24 protein-coding genes are annotated in these 21,496 nt (G+C 44.8%); 18 read left to right on the forward strand and 6 right to left on the reverse strand.

The features are described 5' to 3' along the window. Window positions 1-301 precede the first annotated feature (301 nt). Window positions 302-889: a nucleoid occlusion factor SlmA gene (gene slmA, locus MHN09_RS16000; RefSeq protein ID WP_012516568.1), complete on the reverse strand. Its 588-nt coding sequence runs from the start codon at window positions 887-889 to the stop codon at window positions 302-304. Window positions 890-1,004: 115 nt separating this feature from the next. Further along, window positions 1,005-2,234: a bifunctional phosphopantothenoylcysteine decarboxylase/phosphopantothenate--cysteine ligase CoaBC gene (gene coaBC / locus MHN09_RS16005; protein WP_168533915.1), complete on the reverse strand. Its 1,230-nt coding sequence runs from the start codon at window positions 2,232-2,234 to the stop codon at window positions 1,005-1,007. A 209-nt stretch (window positions 2,235-2,443) separates the two neighbouring features. On the opposite strand from coaBC, the gene radC reads away from it, so the two are divergent. The 9 genes from radC (at window position 2,444) to mutM (ending at window position 9,481) form a co-directional block, all read left to right on the forward strand. Continuing rightward, window positions 2,444-3,121: a DNA repair protein RadC gene (gene radC / locus MHN09_RS16010; RefSeq protein WP_014947752.1), complete on the forward strand. Its 678-nt coding sequence runs from the start codon at window positions 2,444-2,446 to the stop codon at window positions 3,119-3,121. A 92-nt stretch (window positions 3,122-3,213) separates the two neighbouring features. Beyond that, window positions 3,214-3,567, forward strand: coding sequence for a hypothetical protein (locus MHN09_RS16015; RefSeq protein ID WP_014977885.1), 354 nt, complete (start codon window positions 3,214-3,216; stop codon window positions 3,565-3,567). Window positions 3,568-3,661: 94 nt separating this feature from the next. After that, window positions 3,662-4,351 (forward strand): YjbF family lipoprotein, encoded by a 690-nt coding sequence (locus MHN09_RS16020; RefSeq protein ID WP_014947754.1) that lies wholly within the window; start codon window positions 3,662-3,664, stop codon window positions 4,349-4,351. Further along, on the forward strand, window positions 4,351-5,100 hold the full coding sequence (locus tag MHN09_RS16025; protein WP_039236677.1) for a capsule biosynthesis GfcC family protein: 750 nt from the start codon (window positions 4,351-4,353) through the stop codon (window positions 5,098-5,100). The genes MHN09_RS16020 and MHN09_RS16025 overlap by 1 nt, the downstream gene beginning before the upstream one ends. Next, window positions 5,097-7,199: a YjbH domain-containing protein gene (locus MHN09_RS16030; protein WP_049587529.1), complete on the forward strand. Its 2,103-nt coding sequence runs from the start codon at window positions 5,097-5,099 to the stop codon at window positions 7,197-7,199. The genes MHN09_RS16025 and MHN09_RS16030 overlap by 4 nt, the downstream gene beginning before the upstream one ends. A gap of 337 nt (window positions 7,200-7,536) precedes the next feature. Continuing rightward, window positions 7,537-7,773 (forward strand): 50S ribosomal protein L28, encoded by a 237-nt coding sequence (gene rpmB / locus MHN09_RS16035; RefSeq protein ID WP_014947757.1) that lies wholly within the window; start codon window positions 7,537-7,539, stop codon window positions 7,771-7,773. 11 nt (window positions 7,774-7,784) lie between these two features. Next, on the forward strand, window positions 7,785-7,940 hold the full coding sequence (gene rpmG / locus MHN09_RS16040) for a 50S ribosomal protein L33 (RefSeq protein ID WP_012516577.1): 156 nt from the start codon (window positions 7,785-7,787) through the stop codon (window positions 7,938-7,940). 266 nt (window positions 7,941-8,206) lie between these two features. After that, window positions 8,207-8,671 (forward strand): hypothetical protein, encoded by a 465-nt coding sequence (locus MHN09_RS16045; RefSeq protein WP_039226967.1) that lies wholly within the window; start codon window positions 8,207-8,209, stop codon window positions 8,669-8,671. Further along, window positions 8,672-9,481: a bifunctional DNA-formamidopyrimidine glycosylase/DNA-(apurinic or apyrimidinic site) lyase gene (mutM, locus tag MHN09_RS16050; protein WP_014947759.1), complete on the forward strand. Its 810-nt coding sequence runs from the start codon at window positions 8,672-8,674 to the stop codon at window positions 9,479-9,481. It abuts the gene before it with no gap. A gap of 18 nt (window positions 9,482-9,499) precedes the next feature. On the opposite strand, the gene coaD is transcribed toward mutM, so the two are convergent. Both coaD and MHN09_RS16060 read right to left on the reverse strand, forming a co-directional pair. Beyond that, window positions 9,500-9,988 carry a pantetheine-phosphate adenylyltransferase gene (gene coaD, locus MHN09_RS16055; protein ID WP_131138286.1) on the reverse strand — a complete coding sequence of 163 codons (489 nt, stop codon included), beginning with the start codon at window positions 9,986-9,988 and terminating at the stop codon, window positions 9,500-9,502. Window positions 9,989-10,086: 98 nt separating this feature from the next. Then, a complete protein-coding gene (locus tag MHN09_RS16060) occupies window positions 10,087-10,818 on the reverse strand; it encodes a 3-deoxy-D-manno-octulosonic acid kinase (RefSeq protein WP_014977890.1) in 732 nt (243 codons plus the stop codon). Window positions 10,819-11,296: 478 nt separating this feature from the next. On the opposite strand from MHN09_RS16060, the gene MHN09_RS16065 reads away from it, so the two are divergent. The 7 genes from MHN09_RS16065 to glpG all read left to right on the forward strand — a co-directional run bounded on the left by MHN09_RS16065 (window position 11,297) and on the right by glpG (window position 19,093). Continuing rightward, window positions 11,297-11,770, forward strand: a complete 474-nt coding sequence (locus MHN09_RS16065) for a hypothetical protein (protein ID WP_014977891.1) — start codon at window positions 11,297-11,299, stop codon at window positions 11,768-11,770. Further along, a complete protein-coding gene (locus tag MHN09_RS16070; RefSeq protein ID WP_049587534.1) occupies window positions 11,767-12,942 on the forward strand; it encodes a hypothetical protein in 1,176 nt (391 codons plus the stop codon). Before MHN09_RS16065 ends, MHN09_RS16070 begins: the two co-directional genes overlap by 4 nt. Before the next feature lie 9 nt (window positions 12,943-12,951). After that, window positions 12,952-15,396, forward strand: a complete 2,445-nt coding sequence (locus MHN09_RS16075) for an EAL domain-containing protein (RefSeq protein ID WP_168533917.1) — start codon at window positions 12,952-12,954, stop codon at window positions 15,394-15,396. A gap of 163 nt (window positions 15,397-15,559) precedes the next feature. Beyond that, window positions 15,560-16,756, forward strand: a complete 1,197-nt coding sequence (locus MHN09_RS16080) for a glycine C-acetyltransferase (RefSeq protein WP_014977894.1) — start codon at window positions 15,560-15,562, stop codon at window positions 16,754-16,756. Continuing rightward, on the forward strand, window positions 16,753-17,778 hold the full coding sequence (gene tdh, locus MHN09_RS16085; protein ID WP_049587537.1) for an L-threonine 3-dehydrogenase: 1,026 nt from the start codon (window positions 16,753-16,755) through the stop codon (window positions 17,776-17,778). Before MHN09_RS16080 ends, tdh begins: the two co-directional genes overlap by 4 nt. Further along, window positions 17,778-18,089, forward strand: coding sequence for a thiosulfate sulfurtransferase GlpE (gene glpE, locus MHN09_RS16090; RefSeq protein WP_168534573.1), 312 nt, complete (start codon window positions 17,778-17,780; stop codon window positions 18,087-18,089). Before tdh ends, glpE begins: the two co-directional genes overlap by 1 nt. Window positions 18,090-18,229: 140 nt before the next feature. Then, a complete protein-coding gene (gene glpG / locus MHN09_RS16095; RefSeq protein ID WP_239241407.1) occupies window positions 18,230-19,093 on the forward strand; it encodes a rhomboid family intramembrane serine protease GlpG in 864 nt (287 codons plus the stop codon). Window positions 19,094-19,148: 55 nt separating this feature from the next. On the opposite strand, the gene MHN09_RS16100 is transcribed toward glpG, so the two are convergent. Further along, window positions 19,149-19,562: a flagellar basal body-associated protein FliL gene (locus MHN09_RS16100; protein WP_049587539.1), complete on the reverse strand. Its 414-nt coding sequence runs from the start codon at window positions 19,560-19,562 to the stop codon at window positions 19,149-19,151. A gap of 148 nt (window positions 19,563-19,710) precedes the next feature. Between MHN09_RS16100 and MHN09_RS16105 the strand changes: the two genes are divergently transcribed. Beyond that, window positions 19,711-20,280, forward strand: coding sequence for a chorismate lyase (locus tag MHN09_RS16105; protein WP_049587578.1), 570 nt, complete (start codon window positions 19,711-19,713; stop codon window positions 20,278-20,280). Then, window positions 20,277-21,134, forward strand: a complete 858-nt coding sequence (gene ubiA / locus MHN09_RS16110; protein WP_239241408.1) for a 4-hydroxybenzoate octaprenyltransferase — start codon at window positions 20,277-20,279, stop codon at window positions 21,132-21,134. The genes MHN09_RS16105 and ubiA overlap by 4 nt, the downstream gene beginning before the upstream one ends. A gap of 101 nt (window positions 21,135-21,235) precedes the next feature. Here ubiA and MHN09_RS16115 read toward each other — a convergent pair whose 3' ends face one another. Further along, window positions 21,236-21,487 (reverse strand): accessory factor UbiK family protein, encoded by a 252-nt coding sequence (locus MHN09_RS16115; protein WP_239241409.1) that lies wholly within the window; start codon window positions 21,485-21,487, stop codon window positions 21,236-21,238. Between the last annotated feature and the right edge of the window lie 9 nt (window positions 21,488-21,496).

The following is a 21,496-nucleotide window of genomic DNA, read 5'->3' on the forward strand; positions in this document are numbered from 1 at the left end:
ATTACGCTAAATAACTATGTACATGAGCCGTATACGAGGCCCGTATGTACGGTTCTGTGAGAGGGATGAGGCGGTGACGCCTCACCCTACTCGATGTGCCTGTAGCTTACGGACAGTGACTGAAATAATGAATTATGTGCATGTTGGAACGCTGAGGGCTGAGCTCGGCAGCTATTTGATTTCATCACACTTTTCACATTAATTTTGAAAGGTGTCAATGCAATATAGGATGGGAACAAGCAAGAAAAAAGGCGCTTGAAAGCGCCTTAGTCGTAACCCTTAGTCGTAACTTAATTGGGTTCTAAACAAACATTTGCTTGAAAGCAGCCCATTGTTCATTGAACTGCTCAGTTGGCTTACGCGTAAATCCACTACGGATAAAGCCATTAATACGGCCATCGGTGTAGCAAATCATCATGTTGGCGATAATCGCTTCATCTGCAGAAAGGGTTTTACCTTCCCGTAGCTTGCGCTCTCTTAGCACTTGTTTAAGCTGCGTTTCTAAACGCTCGAAAAGCTTTGCTATGCGCGCGCGCAACCGGTCTTGTTCACCCATTAACGCATCACCATTTAATATTCGAGTAATACCCGGGTTCTTCTCAGCAAAGCCCAAAATAAGATGAAGAATAAGCTGACAACGCGTAAGCGAGTCTTTCTCTTCATTCACAATCTTATTGATGCGCGTGAAAAGTGTTTCTTCAATAAACTCGATAAGCCCTTCAAACATTCGTGCTTTACTTGGAAAGTGACGGTAAAGTGCCGCTTCAGACACTCCCACTTTTTCCGCTAATTTAGCAGTAGTGATACGTTGACCTGGGCTGGTTTCTAACATTCCAGCAAGTGCTTGCAGAATTTGAGCTCTGCGATTTGTTTTTTTGACAGCAGGCATGACGAAAGTATTTCCTCCGCTACCGAGTTATAGCAACTCGGGCTCCATGTTAAGTTGGCTTACACCAAAGCGTTTATATTTATCGTTTTTATTATCGACACTTAATAAGCATCTGTTAGTTTTTATTGTTTAAAGCATAGCGCTCTGCAATAAGTGCAAGCAATTGACCCGCTAACTCGCTTTTACTAGTTGCAGGTAAACGTTTATCACCATCTTGCCATATAACGTGCAGTGCATTTTTATCGCTATTAAACCCCAAACCTTCGGCAGTAATATCGTTAGCCGCAATCATGTCTAGCTTCTTTTTGGCTAGCTTTGAACGCGCATAATCTTCCACATTTTGGCTTTCGGCTGCAAAGCCCACACAAAATGGTCTGTCTTGGCTGGTGGATATAGTTGCTAGAATATCAGGGTTTTTAACAAAAGTAAGTGTTAACTCATCACCGGTTTTCTTAATTTTATTGTCGGCAACGCACACGGCCTTGTAATCTGCTACAGCAGCCGTACTAATAAATATATCTGTGGAGGCTTTAAGCGTTTGACAAGTATTAAGCATTTCCTCTGCGGTAGTGACATTAATACGGTCACAGCGTTCGGGCGTTTCAAGCGACACAGGACCTGCCACTAAGGTTACATTTGCCCCCGCGAGTGCTGCTGCCTGAGCGATGGCAAACCCCATCTTTCCTGAGCTGTGATTTGAAATATATCGTACAGGGTCCAAAGGCTCTCTGGTTGGTCCCGCTGTTATCGTAATATTCTTTCCCGATAACGCCTTTAGCGACGAAGAAAGGGATAAAGCGTCTCTCTCTGCGTCATTTATTACATTGGCAATATCAACAGGCTCAACCATTCGACCTGAACCCACATCGCCACAGGCTTGTTCACCACTTGCCGGGCCAATAAAGGTTACGCCGTGCTCTTTTAAAATATCGATGTTGCGCTTTGTTGCTACCGCTTTCCACATTTGTTGATTCATGGCAGGAGCAATAAAGAGTTTCGCTGTTGTTGCAAGGTACAGTGTAGTCAGCAAGTCATCTGCCATACCGTGAGCAAGCTTAGCAATGGTGTTTGCGGTTGCGGGGGCAACAAGTAAGATATCAGCCCACTTTGCCAATTCAATATGCCCCATTGCGGCTTCAGCAGCAGGATCAAGCAGCTGACGATGCACTGGATTTCCTGACACAGCCTGAAGTGATAATGAACTAACGAATTCTGCGGCAGAGTCTGTTAGAACCACACGCACGTTTGCGCCTAACGCAGTAAGCTTGCGCACAAGATCAGGTGCTTTATAAGCGGCAATCCCGCCAGTAACACCTAGCAAAATATTTTTGTTAGCAATAGACATAGAAGAACACAAAATCTCGAAATTAGCGTTAGCCTACCATGGTGACAAAAAATCGGATAGCTGAACGAAAGTAGGTCTTGTTTCAACTGTGGCAGATAAGCAGTGCCTACAGGTGTCAAAAGTCAATGATAAACCCGCCTTTTATACAGTCGTTTCTTTGTCACCATTCATCTATAAACAACCTTTTATAGAATAGTCGGGCTAGATGAATGTCGATAAAAGTATGGCCAAAGAATGAAAGGCCAAGAGAAAAACTATTGCAGCATGGGGCTGAAAGCTTAAGTGATGCTGAACTCATCGCTGTCTTGCTGGGAAAAGGTGTGAAAGGAAAAAGCGCTGTGTCTGTGGCACATGAACTTCTCAACGAGCTAGGCTGCTTACGGGGTGTGGTAACAGCAACGAAAGAACGGTTTGCCAAAATAACGGGAGTTGGACCGTGCAAGTATGCGCAGTTTCAGGCGGGCTTTGAAATATTTAAACGCAATTTGGAAATAAAGCTGAAGCGTCAGGACGTTTTTAATAATGTAGATGATACTAAACGTTATCTACAGGCAAAGCTAAGAGACTGTGAACGTGAGAAGTTCGCGCTTTTAATGCTTGATAGCCAACATCAGCTTATTGCTTTTCGTACTATGTTTAACGGTACGATAAACAGTGCAGCGGTCTATCCAAGAGAATTGATCAAACAAGTAATGATCGATAATGCAGCCGCGATCATTTTGGTTCATAATCATCCTTCAGGCGTTGCTGAGCCTAGTCATGCGGATATAAGATTAACCGCAGAGATCAAAAGCGCAATGGCGTCGATCGATGTGCCAGTTTTAGATCATTTTGTGGTTGGTGATAAAGAAACTGTTTCATTCGCACAGCGAGGCTTGTTAAGATAAGAAATCTAAGTCATTTGTCGATTATAATCTAGTCAAATGGTTGAAAATGATTTAGCATAGGATTTAGTGGGTTATTTTATTAAAGGACTGTTATGAAGAAGTCAATCATTGCATTATTTGCAGCTGCAACTATGGTTGCAGGCGTTAACGCACAAGACGGTGAAGGTGGTAGTGGTACTACTGGCATCGGCGGCGTAAGCGGCGGTGTGATCGCGTCTGGTGTTGTTGTTGCGGGTATCGTTGCGGGTGTTGTAAACAACAACTCTGCTGATGCACCAGGAAATGGCGGCACTACTCCAGGTCAACCTACTTGTGAAGGTGACGACCAAATCGTTGATGGTGTGTGCGTAGGTACAACCGAAACTGTTACTGTAACTACCTCTGGTTCTGTAACAAAAACCATCACCGTACCTGTTACATTTACTTACGCACCGACCGTACAGTAAATTTAAGAGTATTCGAAAAAGCCGCTTTTTTTAGCGGCTTTTTTTATTTTTATAGCAAAGTTCATTTGTTTTTAGTTTTTGTCGGCGCATTTTAATGAAACTACACACTTTATTTGCCCTTTCGGGTGTTGTTTGCCTTTTTCTTTCCGGATGTTCCACCACGTCACTAGCGTATTACAACACGCTGAAGCTCGCGCTAAAAGATAGAACAGTTAGTTATACCGTTGAAGAGATTGCTGCTAGTAAAGCTGATCTTATGCAAATTAAAGCGGGCGGAAGAGATGCAGCCTCGCTTGCCCTTGCGTATATCGATGGTGAAAAGTACCGGTGGGTATCTGGTGATAAAGTCATCTTCACCATGCACCACGGTATTATCGTTAAAACTGAAGGTTTGGATCACGACCTATACTACACGGGAAATCTTCAGCACAACCCGCTTGCCACCAACAATGTTCTGCCATTCAATTGGAAACGCAAAGTTGATATTGCTTCCATCGGTTACGGTGTGCCGGTTGACTCTTCTTGGCGAATAGAAGGGGAAGAAACTCGCGAATATTTAGGTTTTTCTGTTCCGGTAATTAAGGTTATCGAAACCGTAGAATTTTCTGAATACACGCCATTTATCGACGTAGGGTTGTCGTGGGAAAACACGTATTTCTTGCACAAATACTCGAAGGAACTTCTGGCCTCAAAGCAGCAGTTCAGCCCTGAAGGAGACGTTTACGATATGGTTTATTTAAGCCGAGTAGTACGTGAGATGAAGACACAAGGAGCAACGCAATAATGAAGTATATCTATACGCTTTTTATTGCCCTAGGCCTTACTGCAGCTACCAAGTTATATGCAAATGATAACCTTGTTAGTGTCATGATAAACAAGCAAACCTATCAGTTCGACAGGCCAATACGACTATCAAGCGTACTGTCCATTGTCGCTGATAATGGTGATTGGTACTGGCCTTCAGCTTCAGCCTTTGATTTAGCTAATCCTAAAGCTGAAGAAGAGAAAGAGATAGCGCTATCTCAAATTAGCGGACTGCTCAATCAATTTGATGCCGATTCTGAAACACATAAAGCCCTTCAAAATCTCTATGATCAGGTAAGCTCATGGACGGTGTCTACACGCATAGACATGCCAATTTCCTACAATCGAGCAAGGTTGTTTTTTGAAGACAACCCTATGTTTCAGCCAGGTAAATACTGGATTCGACTAAATGGAAGACCTGACGTTGTGCATTTCTCTGGCGCTGTTGTAAAGCCTGGTGCGTACAAGCATCAAAGCGATACGTCGGTTTATACGGCTGTTCACACGGTGAAAAAAGCGGTTGATGCCGACAGAAGTCATGTCTACGTAATTGATCCAATGGGAAATATTGAAGAAAAGGGTATTGCTTATTGGAATTTAGATTTTGGGCAGCTTATGCCGGGCAGCCAAGTCTATGTTCCTATCTCATCAGAACTCTTTAGCAATAAACTTAAGCAATTAAATGAGCGCGTAGCCGCTTTAGCAGTACATAGGGTTTTACCTCAATGAGTGCGCCACTACTTTCTAAGAAAAAAACACTCGCGCTTGTAATTGGCAGCGCGCTTTCTTCTACCGCTTTTGCTGATACTCAAGTTCGCGTTACTCCTTCGCAGATGGTGCAGGGCGGAAATGGTCTTATTCAAACACCAACGGCTCGTATGCGAGACGAAGGTGGAATGGCCATTAACTATACCGACAACGGCGAATATCGCTTCTGGTCTGTTAACATTCAGCTTTATGATTGGATGGAAGCAACTGCCCGTTATACTGACGTGCGCACAAGACTTTACAGTCAAGTTGAATCATTCAGTGGTGATCAAACGCTGAAAGATAAAGGCTTAGACGTTAAATTCAGATTATGGAAAGAAAGCTACTATTTGCCAGATATCAGTATCGGCTTCAGAGACTTTGGTGGAACAGGCTTTTTTGAAAGTGAATACGTCAACGCCAGTAAATCTATCGGTCCATTCGACTTTCACCTTGGCTTAGGCTGGGGATATCTCGGTACAGCCGATGACATCAGCAACCCGTTTTGCGAGCTTAAAGACAGCTTCTGTGAACGCCCAGGGGGCTTCTCTGGCCGCGGTGGTAAGGTAGACTACGACCAGTTTTTCAAAGGAACAACCGCATTTTTCGGTGGTGTGGAATACCAGACACCATGGGAGCCGCTAACGCTAAAGCTTGAGTTCGAAGGGAATGATTATTCTCGTGACAGAGCTGGACAGCTAGAGCAAGATTCTCGTTGGAATGTTGGTGCAGTGTATCGTTATAAAGACTTCGATTTCACGTTGAACTATCAACGAGGTAATACCGTTGGTTTCGGCGTTACTTATCGCTTTAATATGAATACGGCTTCGCAAATAAAGTTCGATGAACCACCTAAGAACCTGATGGGTAGAAAGGTGCCACAAGACGTGAAAGATGTTGATAAATCCCGTCTTTACAATGACCTTTACCGGTCGGGGGGCTTTGTACTGTCTGATGCTGAAATTAAAGAGGACAGCGCTACGTTTTACGGTACACAGGTTGCCTATCGTGACCAGGATGAAGCCATTGAGCGAATTGGTCGCGTGGCGGCCTCAGAGCTTCCAGATTCCGTAAAAACCTATCATGTAGTAGACAATCGCGCAGGTCTTCCTTTAGTAGACACGCAGGTGGATGCCGAGGCCTTTATTGCTGCAGCGCGTTACGAATCTGTTGACGCAGATATCACTGAAACCTATGTCAGAACATCACCTTCAAAAGAAGTGCTCGACGCCTATGATCCTGCCAATACATCTGGCTTCTACTACAGCGCAGATTTCTTCTTTACCCAATCATTCGGTAACCCAGAAGATTTCTATCTGTATCAAACCGGATTATTGCTAAACGGCGGTTATGCCTTTAACGAAAACTTCGCAATCATGAGCAGCGCCAGGGTTACGCTTCTAGATAACTTCGACAAGTTTAACTACTTGGTAGACAACGAAGAAGTGTCGCTACCTCGCGTGCGTACTCGAGTTCGTGAATATGTGTCAGCAAACGATGTATGGCTAGATACAACATTCTTACATTACAAAGACACCATTGCAGAAGACCTCTATGCTCAAGCGTACGCGGGTTATCTAGAAACCATGTTTGCTGGTGTAGGCGGTGAAATACTGTATCGTCCCGTTGATAGTAATCTAGCTTACGGACTTGATATCGCTTACGTAAAACAGCGCGATCCTTACAGTCAAACAGGTCTGGAAGACTACACAGCGGTCACTGGACACGCCAGTGTCTATTGGCAGCCAGAATTCTTAGACGACACGCAAATTACCGTAAGTGCTGGACAATTCTTAGCCAAAGATAAAGGCGTGAATATCGATTATGCGAAGCGTTTCGATAGCGGTATCATTGTTGGTGCATATGCGGCATTCACTGATGTATCGTCAGAAGAATACGGCGAGGGAAGCTTCACCAAAGGCTTCTACATTTCCATACCTACAGATCTGTTCTTGTTAGAACCTACTAAAGGTCGCGGATTATTCCCATGGGTGCCGATTTCTCGTGATGGCGGTCAAATGCTGCGTCGACCCACTCGTTTGATTGACATGACTGAAATAAGGTCACCATTTTTTGATTAAATAGAAATACGCCGCGTTCGCGTGGCGTTTATTCTCGTGCGGATGTCTTAGATGCTGCAATGCGAATATAAAATTAAAGCGTAGATTGCGTATTTATTCATAGCCTAACCGCTTAGGGAAAAGTACAATACGGGCCGTGAAAAATGAGAGCTGGTAGTTTTTCGAGCAAAAAAAAGCCAAAAAGTAACCTTTTTGTACTTTCTTATTGAAATGATCCTGCCTTTGCTGTATAAAATGCGCCCTCTAATTTATAGTAATACGTCATTTGACCCAACCACTGTTTGAGCGCTTGGGATTAACTGACGCGACAGTTATCGTTGTTCTGGAGACAAATACAATGTCAAGAGTATGCCAAGTAACAGGTAAGCGTCCAACGGTTGGTAATAACCGTTCACACGCAAGAAATGCGACTCGTCGTCGCTTTTTGCCAAACCTTCAAACACACCGTTTTTGGGTTGAGAGCGAAAACCGTTTTGTAAAACTACGTTTGTCTGCAAAAGGCATGCGTATCATCGACAAGAAAGGTATTGATTCAGTACTAACTGACATCCGTACCCGTGGTGAGAAAATCTAAGGAAGCCGACAATGCGTGATAAAATTAAACTAGTTTCTTCAGCAGGTACAGGTTTCTTCTACACTACTGATAAAAACAAGCGTAACATGCCTGGCAAAATGGAGATCAAAAAGTATGATCCCGTTGTGCGTAAGCACGTTATGTTCAAAGAGGCCAAAATCAAGTAATTAGCTTGCTTTTGTCTCCACGAAAACCCAGCCCTTGCTGGGTTTTTTGCTTTTTGAAGAAGATATTTCTACTTCATCACGTCACGATCCCACCAGATCCCATATTCGACTGTCCACGATCCCTTGAGTTTGTCTTGCGATCACTGCTTTCTCCCACTTACTTTTTTCCAGCAGGTCCTAGGTTTTCTTTGAATTGAATTAGCTTATATATTGGCTAGGTATTACTATATTCCTAATTTCAGGACTCATATTTAACGGAAAGTCAGGTGGCTAGAATTTCTCAGCGAGCAATGAATAACGTGGTCATTATTGCCATGCTTATCATGATTGCACTGTTCAACTTAGACAGTCTTGTACCTAAGAAGGACGTTGTTCAATCTCGCAGCCTGCTACCTGAAGACGCTTATGTGTTAAAAATAGAGCACGATGGCCATAGCTTAGAGCGAGTTGGACAGCAGTGGCGCCAGTCAGGCCAAAATACAGTCCTCGCCATCAAGCCGGATGTTCAGTTTTCACATTGGCAGCGGGCAAGGCTTGAGCCGGCCACGGACGTACCCGAAGCGATTACCAACGTACAGCCTTATATCGTCGTAGTATGGCTCGCAGGCAATAATAACGGCAATGTTTACGCCATCTATCCGAATACATCACCCGTTGTGATCAAATTTGAAAATAATTGGTACACATTAACCAACACCGAACTTGATAATCTTTTACCTTGGATACTGTAAATGCCTGAACTACCAGAAGTTGAAGTAAGCCGTTTGGGCGTTTCTCCACATCTTATTGGCAATACCATTACGCAGGTGGTGGTGCGTGAGCGAAGAATGCGCTGGCCCATTCCACAAGAGGTAGCGAACGTTGAAGGGCAGAGCGTTATTGCTGTAAAACGCCGCGCTAAATATCTACTTATTGAAACAGCCAAAGGCACGTTAATTTTACATTTAGGTATGTCGGGTAAGTTACGCGTTATCGATGCGTCGACACCAATTATTAAGCATGACCATGTAGACATTGTTTTAAACACAGGTAAGTGCTTACGTTTTAACGACCCAAGACGCTTTGGTGCAGTGTTATTTCAGGCCCCTGATATGCAAATAGCCATGCTTGATAACTTGGGTCCAGAGCCGCTTACAGACGACTTTGACGATAAGCGCTTATTTAAACTATCGCGCAATCGAAAAGGCCCCGTTAAAAACTTCATTATGGATAACGCCATTGTGGTAGGTGTAGGAAACATCTACGCGAACGAAGCACTCTTTTTAGCTGGTATAGACCCGCGAAGAGCCGCAGGCAACATCAGCGCTGCTCGCTATCAGTCGTTAACTGCAACCATTAAGCAAGTATTGGCCAAAGCCATTGAACAAGGCGGCACAACATTAAAAGACTTTGCGCAAACCGACGGTAAGCCTGGGTATTTTGCACAGCACTTGAATGTGTATGGGAGAAAAGGCGAGCCTTGTGAAGTGTGTGGCAAAGCCATTGAAAGTAAGGTTATTGGGCAGCGAAATACCTTTTTCTGTACTCACTGCCAACGCTAATACACTTACTATTGGTGCTTAACCTTTCTTGCTCAGCCGGTCTTTTAAAGCTTTCTCAACTACTGGGTGGCAAAAGCCACTCACTGCACCGCGGTGAAGAGCGACTTCTTTTACTAGGGTGGACGAGATAAATGAATTCTCCTCTGCAGGAGTAAGAAAGACACTTTCTAGTTTGGGATTTAAACGGCGATTCATATTTGCGAGTTGAAACTCGTATTCGAAATCAGAAACTGCGCGTAAACCACGAATGAGAATTGTGGCATTTTGTTCGTCAGCAAAATCAGCCAATAAACCAGTAAACCCCACTACCTCGACATTTGGTAAGTCAGCAGTGACTTTTTTTATCATTTCTACGCGCTCTTCTAACGTAAACAGTGGCTTTTTACTTGGGTTAGAAGCAATCGCTACAATCACATGAGAAAATAACTGAGATGCGCGTTCAATAAGGTCGGCATGACCGTTAGTGATCGGGTCGAAAGTACCAGGGTAAAGTGCTCTAGTGTGCATAAAGTCGAATCTTTTCGTTGTAGAGGGTTTATGTGTTCAACGTGGCTAATGTAACACATTATTAGCGTATACCAATCCGCTTACCACATGTGCTTTTATTACTTCACTGCCTCGCGGTAACCATTCATACACGCTGACCAGTCGCTCTCTTGCCAGTGAAAGACAGGGTTCTTTGCTTTCTCTTTATGTAAAGAGCGCAGCAGCCGGTCTAAATTACCCTGTTTCCAGCTGTTACCTTGACGCTGCTCGCAGCGATCGAAATCGATAAGCCATATTTGCTTATCGCTATCAATCATGATGTTTCGAACGTTGGCATCATGATGGTACACCTGACAATTGTGCATAGCTGCCAGCGCTCGGCCAACCTCATACCACTCATCTTTATCCAGTGGTTTATCGCACAGTGCGTGGTGTAAATCTTTGCTATTTGGAATACTTAAAGTAATTAAATCGCCGCGGTAAATCAGGCCTCGGCGGTGTATACGCGCCGCAACAGGAACAGGCACAAGAAGACCTTGTGCTCGCATATATTCGAGCAGCCTGAACTCTTCAAACGGGCGAGAACGCTCAACACCAATAAACAGATATTGGTCGCTCAGTACTTTGCCCACCAAGCCACCACGTTTGAAATGGCGTAAAACCCAGCGCTGACCCTCATGCTCAATGAAAATGGTTGTACCACGTCCCTTGGCTTGACCTGTTATTTTGTCTTGAAGCTGCCAAAAGTCGGGGGTAAACATCTCCGCGTTGGGATGACTGACTAAAGTGTCGTCGAAAATAAAGTGGTGCCCAGCACCTATGTCTCGTCGTATTGTCGCCATGTCGCCCACAACTTATGGTAAATTCTTTATTCTAATGATTTATTTTGGTTTTTCAGCAACGACTGCGTTTCAGAGGTAAAAAAGTCTGTTTACGCGCTCATAGTTTTTACGTACTAAGATTATTTGTTGAAATAATGAATCTAATTCAACGTCTTAAGTATAAAAACCTAAGTCGTTATGCTCATACGCGAGTATCGTTGACCATATTCATCATTTTAGAATGAGCATGTTAAATTGCGGCGGCCCGGAGAGTTCTATCTGAAAAATAAGCATTTATTTGGCGCGAAAAGGTAATACTTGAGCAAATAGGCTTCACCTAGCGCATGCCAAAAGATACGAACAATAGGAAAAAATACTGTTGATAGACCAGGGCACCATCACAAGCTAATTGTCGCTTATTTACTTAATTGTAAGGTAAAACTATCAACTATTATCTACACTTAGCGTTGCGAAGTGTTCCTTTGAAATAACAGGGAGTCGTTACTGAATGAAAAAGCCCGCTTTGCGATGGCTATCCACTGTTCTTGCTTATACTCAATTTAGACTGGTGCTATTACTGAATATTGCACTGTTTTCAGGCATGCCTGCGGCACACGCAGCAGAACTAAACGTCATGGTTAATGAGAGTGTCATGGTTTCAGAGCTAAACCGCTCTGAGCTTCGTCAGATATTTACCGGCCATCGTCAATATTGGAGCGATGGCACTAAAATCACGGTATTTGTATTGCAAGATAACGATGAGCTCCACAAGCAGTTTTGTCGTGAAGTACTTCAGATGTTCCCTTATCAATTATCTCGCTTATGGGATCAAATCACCTATTCTGGGCAGGGCGTTACACCCGTTAGGGTCACGTCTTACCAAGCGTTGATCGAGGCGTTAGAAAGTACCACAGGCGCTATCGGCTATGTTGAACATACCGAAATTGTTAAATTAAGACGCGTAGAGGTAGGAACAGAATGAATAAATACATCGCTCTCGCGTTTGGAATGATAAGCATGCCTGTCCTTGCTTCACAAGGAGATTTTTCGTGGCACGGTTATGTCTCTCAAGGTGTTACTCAGTCAAATGGAAGTAACTTTATAACTGACGATAACGCAATAACAGGTGAGCTCACCGAAGTTGGGCTAAATGGTTACTATCGAATAGCGGAAAATATCTCTGTTGCAGGGCAAATTAATTATTTAGACGGCGGGAATCGTTTTGAGCAGGGCGCTCGTTTAGATTATTTGTTTATTGACTGGAAATTGCCTGACTTGCCCGGTAAGTGGCAAGGGCAAGTCCACCTTGGGCGCTTCAAAAACCGCCACTGGCTGCATTCAGTGACCAGAGATGTGCCACAAACACGTTACACGTCTGTCCTTCCCCAGTCTGTGTATTTTGACGGGTTTCGCGACGTTGCTTTGGGAAGCAACGGTATCCAAACCAGTTTGTCACACTATGGTACTCAGAACATCTGGGAATTAAACTGGAGTTACGGTCGCTCTAATATTAACGACTCCCAGCGAGATTTTTTACTTGGCGACGAAGCAAAAGGCGACATTAAGCAAGACTTTGTTCATCAAGCCAGCGTATTCTGGCAACCGGCTACCATGACATGGAAATTAGGTGCCAGCTGGTTGAGTTCTGATTTCAGCTACACACCTTCTCAGGATGACAACCGTGTTGCAGGTAATGCAGATATAGAGCGTATTATGCTGTCTGCGCAATATTTTGCAGAAAACTGGGAAGTGTCGGCTGAGCTAGTTAGGGAAGTCCAGGATGGCAAAGGGCTATTCTTCCCAGGTTTCGCCTTTAAACGCACGAGCGAGGGCGGTTTTGTTCAGTTTAGGTATTTGTTTAATAAAAATATAAGTGGTCTTATTGGCTACGACACATACATTAACGACAAATCAGATCGAGATGGAAAGCAGTTAGAGGCTATGACAGACGGCGTGATCCCCGCCTACTTTGGCTACCAAGATACATATACCCTAGGCTTGCGTTGGGATATTGCACCGAAGTGGCGACTTCAAAGTGAGTATCATTGGGTTGAAGGTGCGACGAGGGTAGTGAGCTTACTGAACTTAGATGTAGCGTCTCATGCCGATAAACATTGGGAAATGTGGTCAGTGCAATTGATGTATTGGTTTTAAGGGCATTAGATGAAGGTTCAGGTATCTTTCACCACTAAAACCATCACAATTTTGTTGGCTATGGTATTAACGGTAACTGTGGTTATATCAACGGTTCTTATTCAGGAGTCTGACGCCCGAATTCTGCTCCAGCAACGGGAAAACCAAGTCAGTAATCAACGACGGGTTCAGCTTTTTGAAGACATTCTGCACGGCAGAATGATCACGCTTATTGATATCATCAGCCATAAGAGTGGAGGCAACGCAGATAGCCTTGAATCGCTACAACAAACGCTTAGCGGTCTTAGTGAATACCTGACCCTTAACTTTCAAGTTGAATCGCTGTATTTGTTTGACGAACACGGTGTTGTTGGCAACCCGCTACAGCCAGTAAATAAAACCATTGAAAAGCTAGTGAATACCACTCGGGCGTCGTTTGAAAGCCGCTCACTATTGTCCTGTGACTCGGTATGCACGCACTACATTTCAATTCCAATTATGGCAAACGGTGAAACATTGCCTGTCATCGTTGTGTCCACGTCGATGAGAGAACTGCTATACCTGTTTAGTCGCGCTACCGATGTGCACAAAGTTGCTGTCGTCCAGCACAAAGAAACCTCATCTGAGTTGTCAGAATTAAGGGTGGCAAGCCAAGTGTCTGCGGCTAATCGACAGTACTTTCAATCTCTATTTGATGCGTTACCCGATAATTGGCGTATTGACGATTTAGTTATTAGAGGCATGAACGTTGCGCTGGAAAATCAGCAGTTGCTGGTTAGTTTATTGCCTTTTAATCACGCATCAGGTGATCATCCTTACTTGCTTATTGTGCAAGACGTGTCGGCCATGGTGCGTCAAAACGAACAATACCAGTACATCGTTATTTCTAGCGCTGTTGCGCTATTTTTTATCTTCTCTTCGCTGCTTTACCTTTTTCTAAATCAATACAGAATACGCTTGTTAGATGTAAGCGAACGTTTGCCTATGCTGGCCGAACACAAGTTTAGCGAGTTTTACACCATTGCAGCTAAACGAAGGAAGTCGCCTATTTTCAAATTCACAGATGAATTGGACGTAGTTGAAGACGCGGCAAATAATCTGGCGCGCCAGCTAGAAAGTTTTGACGGACAAATGGCTATTAACACAGCGAAGCTTGAAAAAATGGCGATGTTCGATGTGTTAACCGGACTTCCCAACCGTAATATGCTGACGTTTCAAATAGAAAAGCAGCTAGCTGGTTCAATTCGCGACGATAGGTTAGTGGCACTGATGTTCATGGACCTTGATGACTTTAAAAAGGTTAACGACAGTCACGGTCATGACGTCGGCGATAAACTCTTAAAAGCTGCTGCTATGCGTATTTCTAAGCCGATTAGAGAGTCGGATATTGCATCTCGATTTGGCGGTGATGAGTTTGTTATTTTACTTTCAAATATAGAAAGCAAAAAGCACGTAGATACGGTAGCCAAAAAGCTGATAGAAGAGTTTAAAGAGCCAATCATTGTAGATGGCGTAACCTTTTACGTTTCTATCAGTATCGGTATTGCTATTACCAACCACTCTCGCGCCACGCCAGTAGAACTGCTAAGGCATGCGGATATTGCGATGTACGAAGCCAAAGCCAAAAAAGGGGCGGAGTATCGCGTGTATGACGCCACCATGAACCTTAAAGTAATGCAGAAGGTTGAGCTGGAGTCAGAGGCGCGTGAAGCCCTTAGAGACAACCAGTTTAGCTTAGCGCTTCAGCCCCAACTTGAGATGCACACGGGAAGGCTGGTGGGCTTTGAAGCGCTATTGCGTTGGCAACACCCTAAAAAGGGTAATATTTCCCCGGCCGATTTTATACCGCTTCTTGAAAACACGTCATTCATGCTTGAGCTTGATTACTGGGTAATTACGCGCTCAACTTATTTAATCAGAGAGCTTAAAAATAGCGGCTACTCCGACGTGAAGATGGCGATTAATTTGTCAGCGGGTCAGTTCTTAGACCCGAGTTTGCCTGAATTCTTGCAGCAGCAAATTATCAAAAATGACATAGCGCCCGACCAAGTTTGCTTAGAGTTAACCGAAACGGTATTGGTATCAGATATCAAGCGTGCAACCACCATCATGCAAAATATTCGCGACATGGGGTGCATGCTGGCTATCGACGATTTCGGCACGGGCTATTCGTCGTTGAGTTATCTTAAATCGTTACCCGCCGACTACATCAAAATTGACCGCTCGTTTGTGGCAAATATCGCCAGCAGTGCTGATGATAGAAATATTGTTCACTCTACGATTTCTATGGTGCGCAACATGGGAATGCAAGTGGTGGCAGAAGGAATTGAAACCAGTGAACAGTACGAGTTGCTGTGTCATTTCGACTGCAATCTGGGTCAAGGCTACCTTATCAGCAGACCTATTCCTGAGGTTAACATTTGGGACGTGTTAAGCGACAAAGTAGAGTTTGGTTTTTGGAAAGAATCCGCCTAGGGCTACTTTACCGTTTCAAAAGGGGCACGCTTCAGCAATCTAGTGTGCTGAATAATTTACAAACTTAGTCGACAAACCCATTAAATACAGCGCAAGGGTGTGTACCCTTTACCGCGCTTTCATTAAACTAACGGTTTTAATATACCTACACTCGGAGAATGGCATGTCTGCGGCATTTATTTCTCATTTGCAATCGCAAATTGAAGCCACGAAAGAAGATGGTTTGTACAAAAAAGAGCGTGTTATCACGTCGCAACAACAAGCGGATATCGGTGTTGCTAACGGCGAGCACGTAATTAACTTTTGTGCCAACAACTACCTTGGTCTTGCAAACAATGAAAGCTTGATTGAAGCAGCAAAGAAAGGCCTGGATAGCCATGGTTTTGGTGTAGCATCTGTACGATTCATTTGCGGTACACAAGACATTCACAAGCAGCTGGAAGCCTCTATCAGCGACTTCCTCGGTACAGAAGACACCATTTTGTACCCATCGTGCTTCGACGCGAACGGCGGTTTATTTGAAACGCTATTAGGCCCTGAAGATGCCATTATTTCTGATGCGTTAAACCACGCCAGTATCATTGACGGTGTGCGCCTGTGTAAAGCTAAGCGTTATCGCTACGCCAATAACGATATGGCAGCATTAGAAGAGCAGTTAAAGCAAGCTGATGCCGATGGCGCGCGTTTCAAAATTATTGCCACCGACGGTGTGTTTTCAATGGACGGCGTGATTGCCGACTTAGCCTCTATTTGCGACCTAGCCGACAAGTATGACGCCATGGTAATGGTAGACGATTGTCACGCAACGGGGTTCCTTGGCGAAAACGGCAAAGGCAGCCATGAGTATTGTGGCGTTATGGGTCGTGTAGACATCATCACCGGTACTCTAGGTAAAGCACTAGGCGGCGCGTCTGGCGGTTACACCTCGGGTAAAAAAGAAGTCGTAGAGTGGTTACGTCAACGCTCGCGTCCTTATCTTTTCTCAAACTCGGTTGCGCCACCTATCGTTTCAGCATCGCTTAAAGTGTTTGAAATGATGAAAGAAGGTGACGAGCTTCGCGCTAATCTATGGCGCAACGCCAATCATTTCCGTACGCGTATGGAAGAGGCGGGCTTCACATTAGCTGGTAAAGATCACGCTATTATTCCTGTTATGCTAGGCGATGCCCGTTTAGCTAGCGAAATGGCAGACAAGATGCTTGAGAAAGGCATTTATGTTATCGGTTTCTCTTACCCTGTTGTGCCGAAAGGTCAGGCCCGTATCCGTACGCAAATGTCAGCAGGTCATAGCCTTGAACATGTTGATAAAGCGGTAGATGCATTTATTGAAGTCGGCCGTGAATTGGGAGTAATTTCATGAAGTCGCTAGTTAAAGCGAAAGCAGAAAAAGGCATTTGGCTACAAGACACGCCAGAGCCTGAAGTAGGGCACAATGACCTACTGATTAAAATTCGCAAAACCGCTATTTGCGGCACCGACATGCACATTTACAACTGGGACGATTGGTCACAGAAAACCATTCCGGTACCTATGGTTGTAGGCCACGAGTATGTGGGTGAAGTCGTTGGTATGGGCCAAGAAGTGAAAGGGTTTAAGGTTGGCGACCGTGTTTCGGGCGAAGGCCATATTACCTGTGGCCATTGCCGTAACTGTCGTGCAGGTCGCGTACATTTGTGTCGCAACACTGAAGGCGTGGGCGTTAACCGCCCGGGCGCTTTTGCTGAATACTTGGTCATTCCTGCATTTAACGCGTTTAAAATTCCAGACAACATTAGCGACGACCTAGCGTCTATCTTTGACCCGTTTGGCAACGCTGTTCACACTGCACTAAGTTTCGACTTGGTGGGTGAAGACGTACTGATAACAGGTGCCGGCCCAATAGGTATTATGGCTGCTGCAGTTGCAAAGCATGTAGGTGCTCGTCATGTCGTGGTTACCGACATTAATCCTTACCGTCTTGAGCTTGCTAAAAAAATGGGTGCAACCCGCGCCGTTGACGTAAGCAAGGAAGACTTGAAAGACGTAATGAACGAACTTGGTATGACAGAAGGCTTCGATGTGGGTCTGGAAATGTCTGGTGTGCCGGTGGCTTTCAGAGACATGCTGAACAAAATGAACCATGGCGGCAAAATTGCCATGCTGGGAATACCTCCACAAGATGTTGCCATCGATTGGAACCAAGTTATTTTCAAAGGCTTGGTGATAAAAGGTATCTACGGCCGTGAAATGTTTGAAACATGGTACAAAATGGCGAGCTTGCTGCAGAGTGGCTTAGATCTATCGCCTATCATCACACACACCTTTTCTATTGATGACTTTCAGAAAGGGTTTGATACCATGGGGTCTGGACACTCAGGTAAAGTTATTCTGGACTGGCAATAATGACAACATTCTCACACATTAGCGTAAACGACGTTGCAAATTTTCGAGGTGACGTAACCATTGTGGATATTCGCGATCCTCAATCGTTTGCTAATGGACACATGCCTAACGCTGCGCAGCTGAACAACGACAACTTTGCAGCGTTTATCGACCAAACGCCCAAAGATATCCCAGTGGTTGTAGTGTGCTACCACGGCGTAAGCAGCCAGCAGGCGGCCCAAGTGATTGCACAGCAAGGCTTTGAAACCGTTTATAGTATGGACGGTGGCTTCGAAGCATGGCGACTGGCAAATCCGGTAGTCACGGCATAGCGATTTAATAAAGGTGCACAATGTGCACCTTTATTTTTTGCAGCTACTGCAGTATTTCAGTATAAAGAGGTTATATACCGCGCCCTTGGTATATGTCATATCGCATTCATATTCTTCTGCTTCGGGGTAACAACTAGCTTATGGCTCATCCTTTAATTGCGTTCAATCAGCAAAGTCCTGCACATCTTCTCGCCAATTATTTAACCAGTCAGCACATTCAGGCCGCTGTAGTACAGCACGATAAAGAGTTCGTGGTGGTATTAGATAATCACGACCATCTCGACCGCGCAAAAATTATTGCGGATGGCTTTTTGGCAAACCCTACCGATCCGAAGTACCAGCAAGCCGCATGGGATAATGGCAAGAACGTACGGCTGGCGCCTTCGGGTAGTGGCTTTTCCATGGGTAATATCATTGCCGATGCCGTGAAAGCGCCTTTTACCTCGGTGGTATTTATTCTGTGTGTTGCGGTTTATTTACTGTCGTTGTTTGGGCTGTTTGCCCCTATCGCACAGCATTTATTGATGCAGCCATTTTCCATTTTGTCGCAAAATCACGAATGGTGGCGATTACTAGGCCCTGCGTTCATTCATTTTTCGGCGCTGCACATTATATTTAACCTACTGTGGTGGGGCATGTTGGGAGCTAAAATCGAACGCACCCTTGGCATGAGCATGCTGCTTATTGTGTTCTTAGTGTCGGCCACTATTTCGAACGCCGCACAAGCGCTGTTTAGTGACCCTGTGCAAGGCAACCTGTTCTTGTTTGGCGGCTTGTCTGGTGTGGTGTATGCCGTAATGGGCTTTGTGTGGTGGCTAGGCTGGTTGCGACCAAGTTGGGGCTTATCGCTGCCAAATTCAATTGTGGGTTTTATGTTGGTGTGGTTGGTACTGGGTTATGCCGATATTTTGTGGGTAAACATGGCGAATGCTGCACATACAGCCGGGCTTATTTCTGGATGTTTGCTCGCCGGGGCCTTAAGCCTTGGGTCGGGTAAACGCTAGTGGCGTTTTATGTAGCTAAAAGGCGTACGTTAGCCTCTTAGCCCGTTATCTACTTTTAACCGCCTTGGTATAAGTATTTGGTGAAGATGACGTTCTTCACCACTTCGCCGCCTGTCTCTTGCTTCATGTGCTCTTGCAACGCTTTAAGAATAGCGCGGCGAATGTCTTCACGACCAGTTAGTGATTTAACCTTCTCTGCCGGTTGCTGACCGAATATTTCAATGGCAGTAGAGCGCAGCAACGGCATATGGTGTTCAGCAATTTCAAGCTGATCAACATCGTGGATCATCAATTCAACTGACACGCGTACATAGCCTAGCTTTTGTGCGCTATCGCTAATGTAGTTGGTAACAATCTCTGGCTCTAAGCCCAAATAAGCATAGTTGGCCTTGTCTTGCGCCACTGCTGCGTTACAACCAAGAACGAAAAAACTAACCGCAAATACGCGTAAAACTAAAGACTTAAGCATAGTGAAGCCCGAAACACCAAAGTAATAAATTCACTTGGTAGTGTAGCAAAACTCTGATTAAACACACTACTGCAAAAGTTTAACCGAGTGAAAATAATTGAACATGACGTGTTATCATACTAACAGATTCATTATTCGGGCTTTTCGTGTGAGTTTTAATGCCACTTTTCCAGTGGGTTTGGCGGTTGACTGGCAAGCACCTTCTGGCATCACAATTCCTAATGCACAGCTAAAAAACTGGCTGTTAGACACTGGGTCGTTAACCGAACGAGTACAGTCTTTAAGCAACCACTTTTCTCTAGAGCTTATTGGCCAGCACGAGCAGATTCCTCACGACAATGAACTGTCGTTTTTACTCGACAACGGTGAAACCCATTATCAAGCGCGAGAAATTCTCTTATGTGGCGATCATAAGCCATGGGTGTTTGCACGTTCTATCATTCCTCAAGCCTTTGTTGACAGCGAGCTTTCAAATCTTGGTCGAGAGCCTTTAGGAAAACGTTTGTTTAACGATAAACGCTTTACACGCTCTGCGTTTCAACTGTGTACAGTGCCAGCTTCGCAGTTTGGTATTAACAGTAATCAAACCTTGTGGGGCAGGCGCTCGTTGTTTACGTTAGGCAACTACAGCATGATAGTGGCAGAGGTGTTTCTTCCGCCCTCACCGGCGTATAGCCACACTGCTAAAAACGAAAAGGAAAGCGAAAAACAATTATGAAGCACAATTGGAACGCCTATGCGCGACTGATGCGCCTTGATAAACCAGTCGGTATTTACTTGTTGCTGTGGCCAACACTGTGGGCGCTTCTTATGGCTGCACAGGATTTACCGCCTTTAGGCATTACGCTCATCTTTGTGGCTGGCGTAGTTGTCATGCGCTCAGCCGGGTGTGTAATTAACGATTATGCAGACAGAAAAGTAGACGGTAGCGTAAAGCGAACTGCCCAGCGTCCTCTTGCAACCGGAGAAGTGTCGGCTAAACAAGCACTACAACTTTTTGGTGCGCTTATCGCTTTAGCATTTGTCTTAGTGTTATTCCTTAACTGGCAAACCATTGCGTTGTCGGTGGTAGCCATACTCCTAGCAGCAAGCTACCCCTTCATGAAGCGTTACACCAATTTACCGCAGGTGGTATTGGGTGCCGCGTTCGGTTGGGCCATTCCTATGGCATTTATGGCTGTGATAGAAACAGTACCTGCGTACGGCTGGTGGTTGTTTATTGCTAACTTACTATGGACGGTAGCTTACGACACCATGTACGCCATGGTAGACCGCGATGACGACTTACAAATAGGCATCAAGTCTACGGCTATATTGTTCGGCAAAAACGACGTACTCATAGTCATGCTGCTACAGGCCGCAGCCCTTGCCATTCTGTGGTGTATAGGCTGTGCTATTAACGCAACCTGGCCTTACTACTTAGCCGTGCTGTTTTCGGCTCTGCTATGCGTGCGCCAGTATCAGCTTATTAAACGCCGCCAGCGTGAAGGCTGCTTCACCGCGTTTATTGAAAATCACTATATTGGTTTAGCCATCACGCTAGGAACGGCACTACATTTTTATTTGGTGTAACAGTAAAAGTAACTAGCCTAATACAAACCATTGTTTATGGTATTCAGCCACAAAAAAAGCGCCATAAAGGCGCTTTTTGAGTTTCTGTAAGCTTTGAACGCCTACTTTTCCGCTAACTTCGCTTCAAGTTCAGCAATGCGGCTTTCCATAGCGTCTAGCTTTTCACGAGTGCGAATAAGCACTTGGCTTTGAATATCGAACTCTTCGCGAGTCACTAAATCAAGCTTAGACAGCTGCGACTGCAATACCGCCTTTACTCGACCTTCGGCTTCTTCAGCCATGTTTTTAACGCCAGGTGGAACGGCCTCAGCAATTTGTTTCGCTAAATCTTCGAGTTTCTTCGGATCCAACATGGAATTCCC

This window comes from Alteromonas sp. MmMcT2-5, assembly GCF_022348315.1.
Lineage (GTDB): Bacteria > Pseudomonadota > Gammaproteobacteria > Enterobacterales > Alteromonadaceae > Alteromonas > Alteromonas macleodii.

Coding starts and splice junctions, on each gene's coding strand:
- MHN09_RS16100 (WP_049587539.1), bottom strand. CDS start 19,562: ATGCTTAAGTCTTTAGTTTTACGCGTATTTGCGGTTAGTTTTTTCGTT.
- MHN09_RS16115 (WP_239241409.1), bottom strand. CDS start 21,487: ATGTTGGATCCGAAGAAACTCGAAGATTTAGCGAAACAAATTGCTGAG.
- glpE (WP_168534573.1), top strand. CDS start 17,778: ATGACAACATTCTCACACATTAGCGTAAACGACGTTGCAAATTTTCGA.
- coaD (WP_131138286.1), bottom strand. CDS start 9,988: ATGCACACTAGAGCACTTTACCCTGGTACTTTCGACCCGATCACTAAC.
- MHN09_RS16020 (WP_014947754.1), top strand. CDS start 3,662: ATGAAACTACACACTTTATTTGCCCTTTCGGGTGTTGTTTGCCTTTTT.
- MHN09_RS16065 (WP_014977891.1), top strand. CDS start 11,297: ATGAAAAAGCCCGCTTTGCGATGGCTATCCACTGTTCTTGCTTATACT.
- MHN09_RS16075 (WP_168533917.1), top strand. CDS start 12,952: ATGAAGGTTCAGGTATCTTTCACCACTAAAACCATCACAATTTTGTTG.
- ubiA (WP_239241408.1), top strand. CDS start 20,277: ATGAAGCACAATTGGAACGCCTATGCGCGACTGATGCGCCTTGATAAA.
- radC (WP_014947752.1), top strand. CDS start 2,444: ATGTCGATAAAAGTATGGCCAAAGAATGAAAGGCCAAGAGAAAAACTA.
- slmA (WP_012516568.1), bottom strand. CDS start 889: ATGCCTGCTGTCAAAAAAACAAATCGCAGAGCTCAAATTCTGCAAGCA.
- MHN09_RS16025 (WP_039236677.1), top strand. CDS start 4,351: ATGAAGTATATCTATACGCTTTTTATTGCCCTAGGCCTTACTGCAGCT.
- coaBC (WP_168533915.1), bottom strand. CDS start 2,234: ATGTCTATTGCTAACAAAAATATTTTGCTAGGTGTTACTGGCGGGATT.
- MHN09_RS16070 (WP_049587534.1), top strand. CDS start 11,767: ATGAATAAATACATCGCTCTCGCGTTTGGAATGATAAGCATGCCTGTC.
- MHN09_RS16015 (WP_014977885.1), top strand. CDS start 3,214: ATGAAGAAGTCAATCATTGCATTATTTGCAGCTGCAACTATGGTTGCA.
- rpmG (WP_012516577.1), top strand. CDS start 7,785: ATGCGTGATAAAATTAAACTAGTTTCTTCAGCAGGTACAGGTTTCTTC.
- mutM (WP_014947759.1), top strand. CDS start 8,672: ATGCCTGAACTACCAGAAGTTGAAGTAAGCCGTTTGGGCGTTTCTCCA.
- MHN09_RS16030 (WP_049587529.1), top strand. CDS start 5,097: ATGAGTGCGCCACTACTTTCTAAGAAAAAAACACTCGCGCTTGTAATT.
- glpG (WP_239241407.1), top strand. CDS start 18,230: ATGGCTCATCCTTTAATTGCGTTCAATCAGCAAAGTCCTGCACATCTT.
- MHN09_RS16080 (WP_014977894.1), top strand. CDS start 15,560: ATGTCTGCGGCATTTATTTCTCATTTGCAATCGCAAATTGAAGCCACG.
- tdh (WP_049587537.1), top strand. CDS start 16,753: ATGAAGTCGCTAGTTAAAGCGAAAGCAGAAAAAGGCATTTGGCTACAA.
- rpmB (WP_014947757.1), top strand. CDS start 7,537: ATGTCAAGAGTATGCCAAGTAACAGGTAAGCGTCCAACGGTTGGTAAT.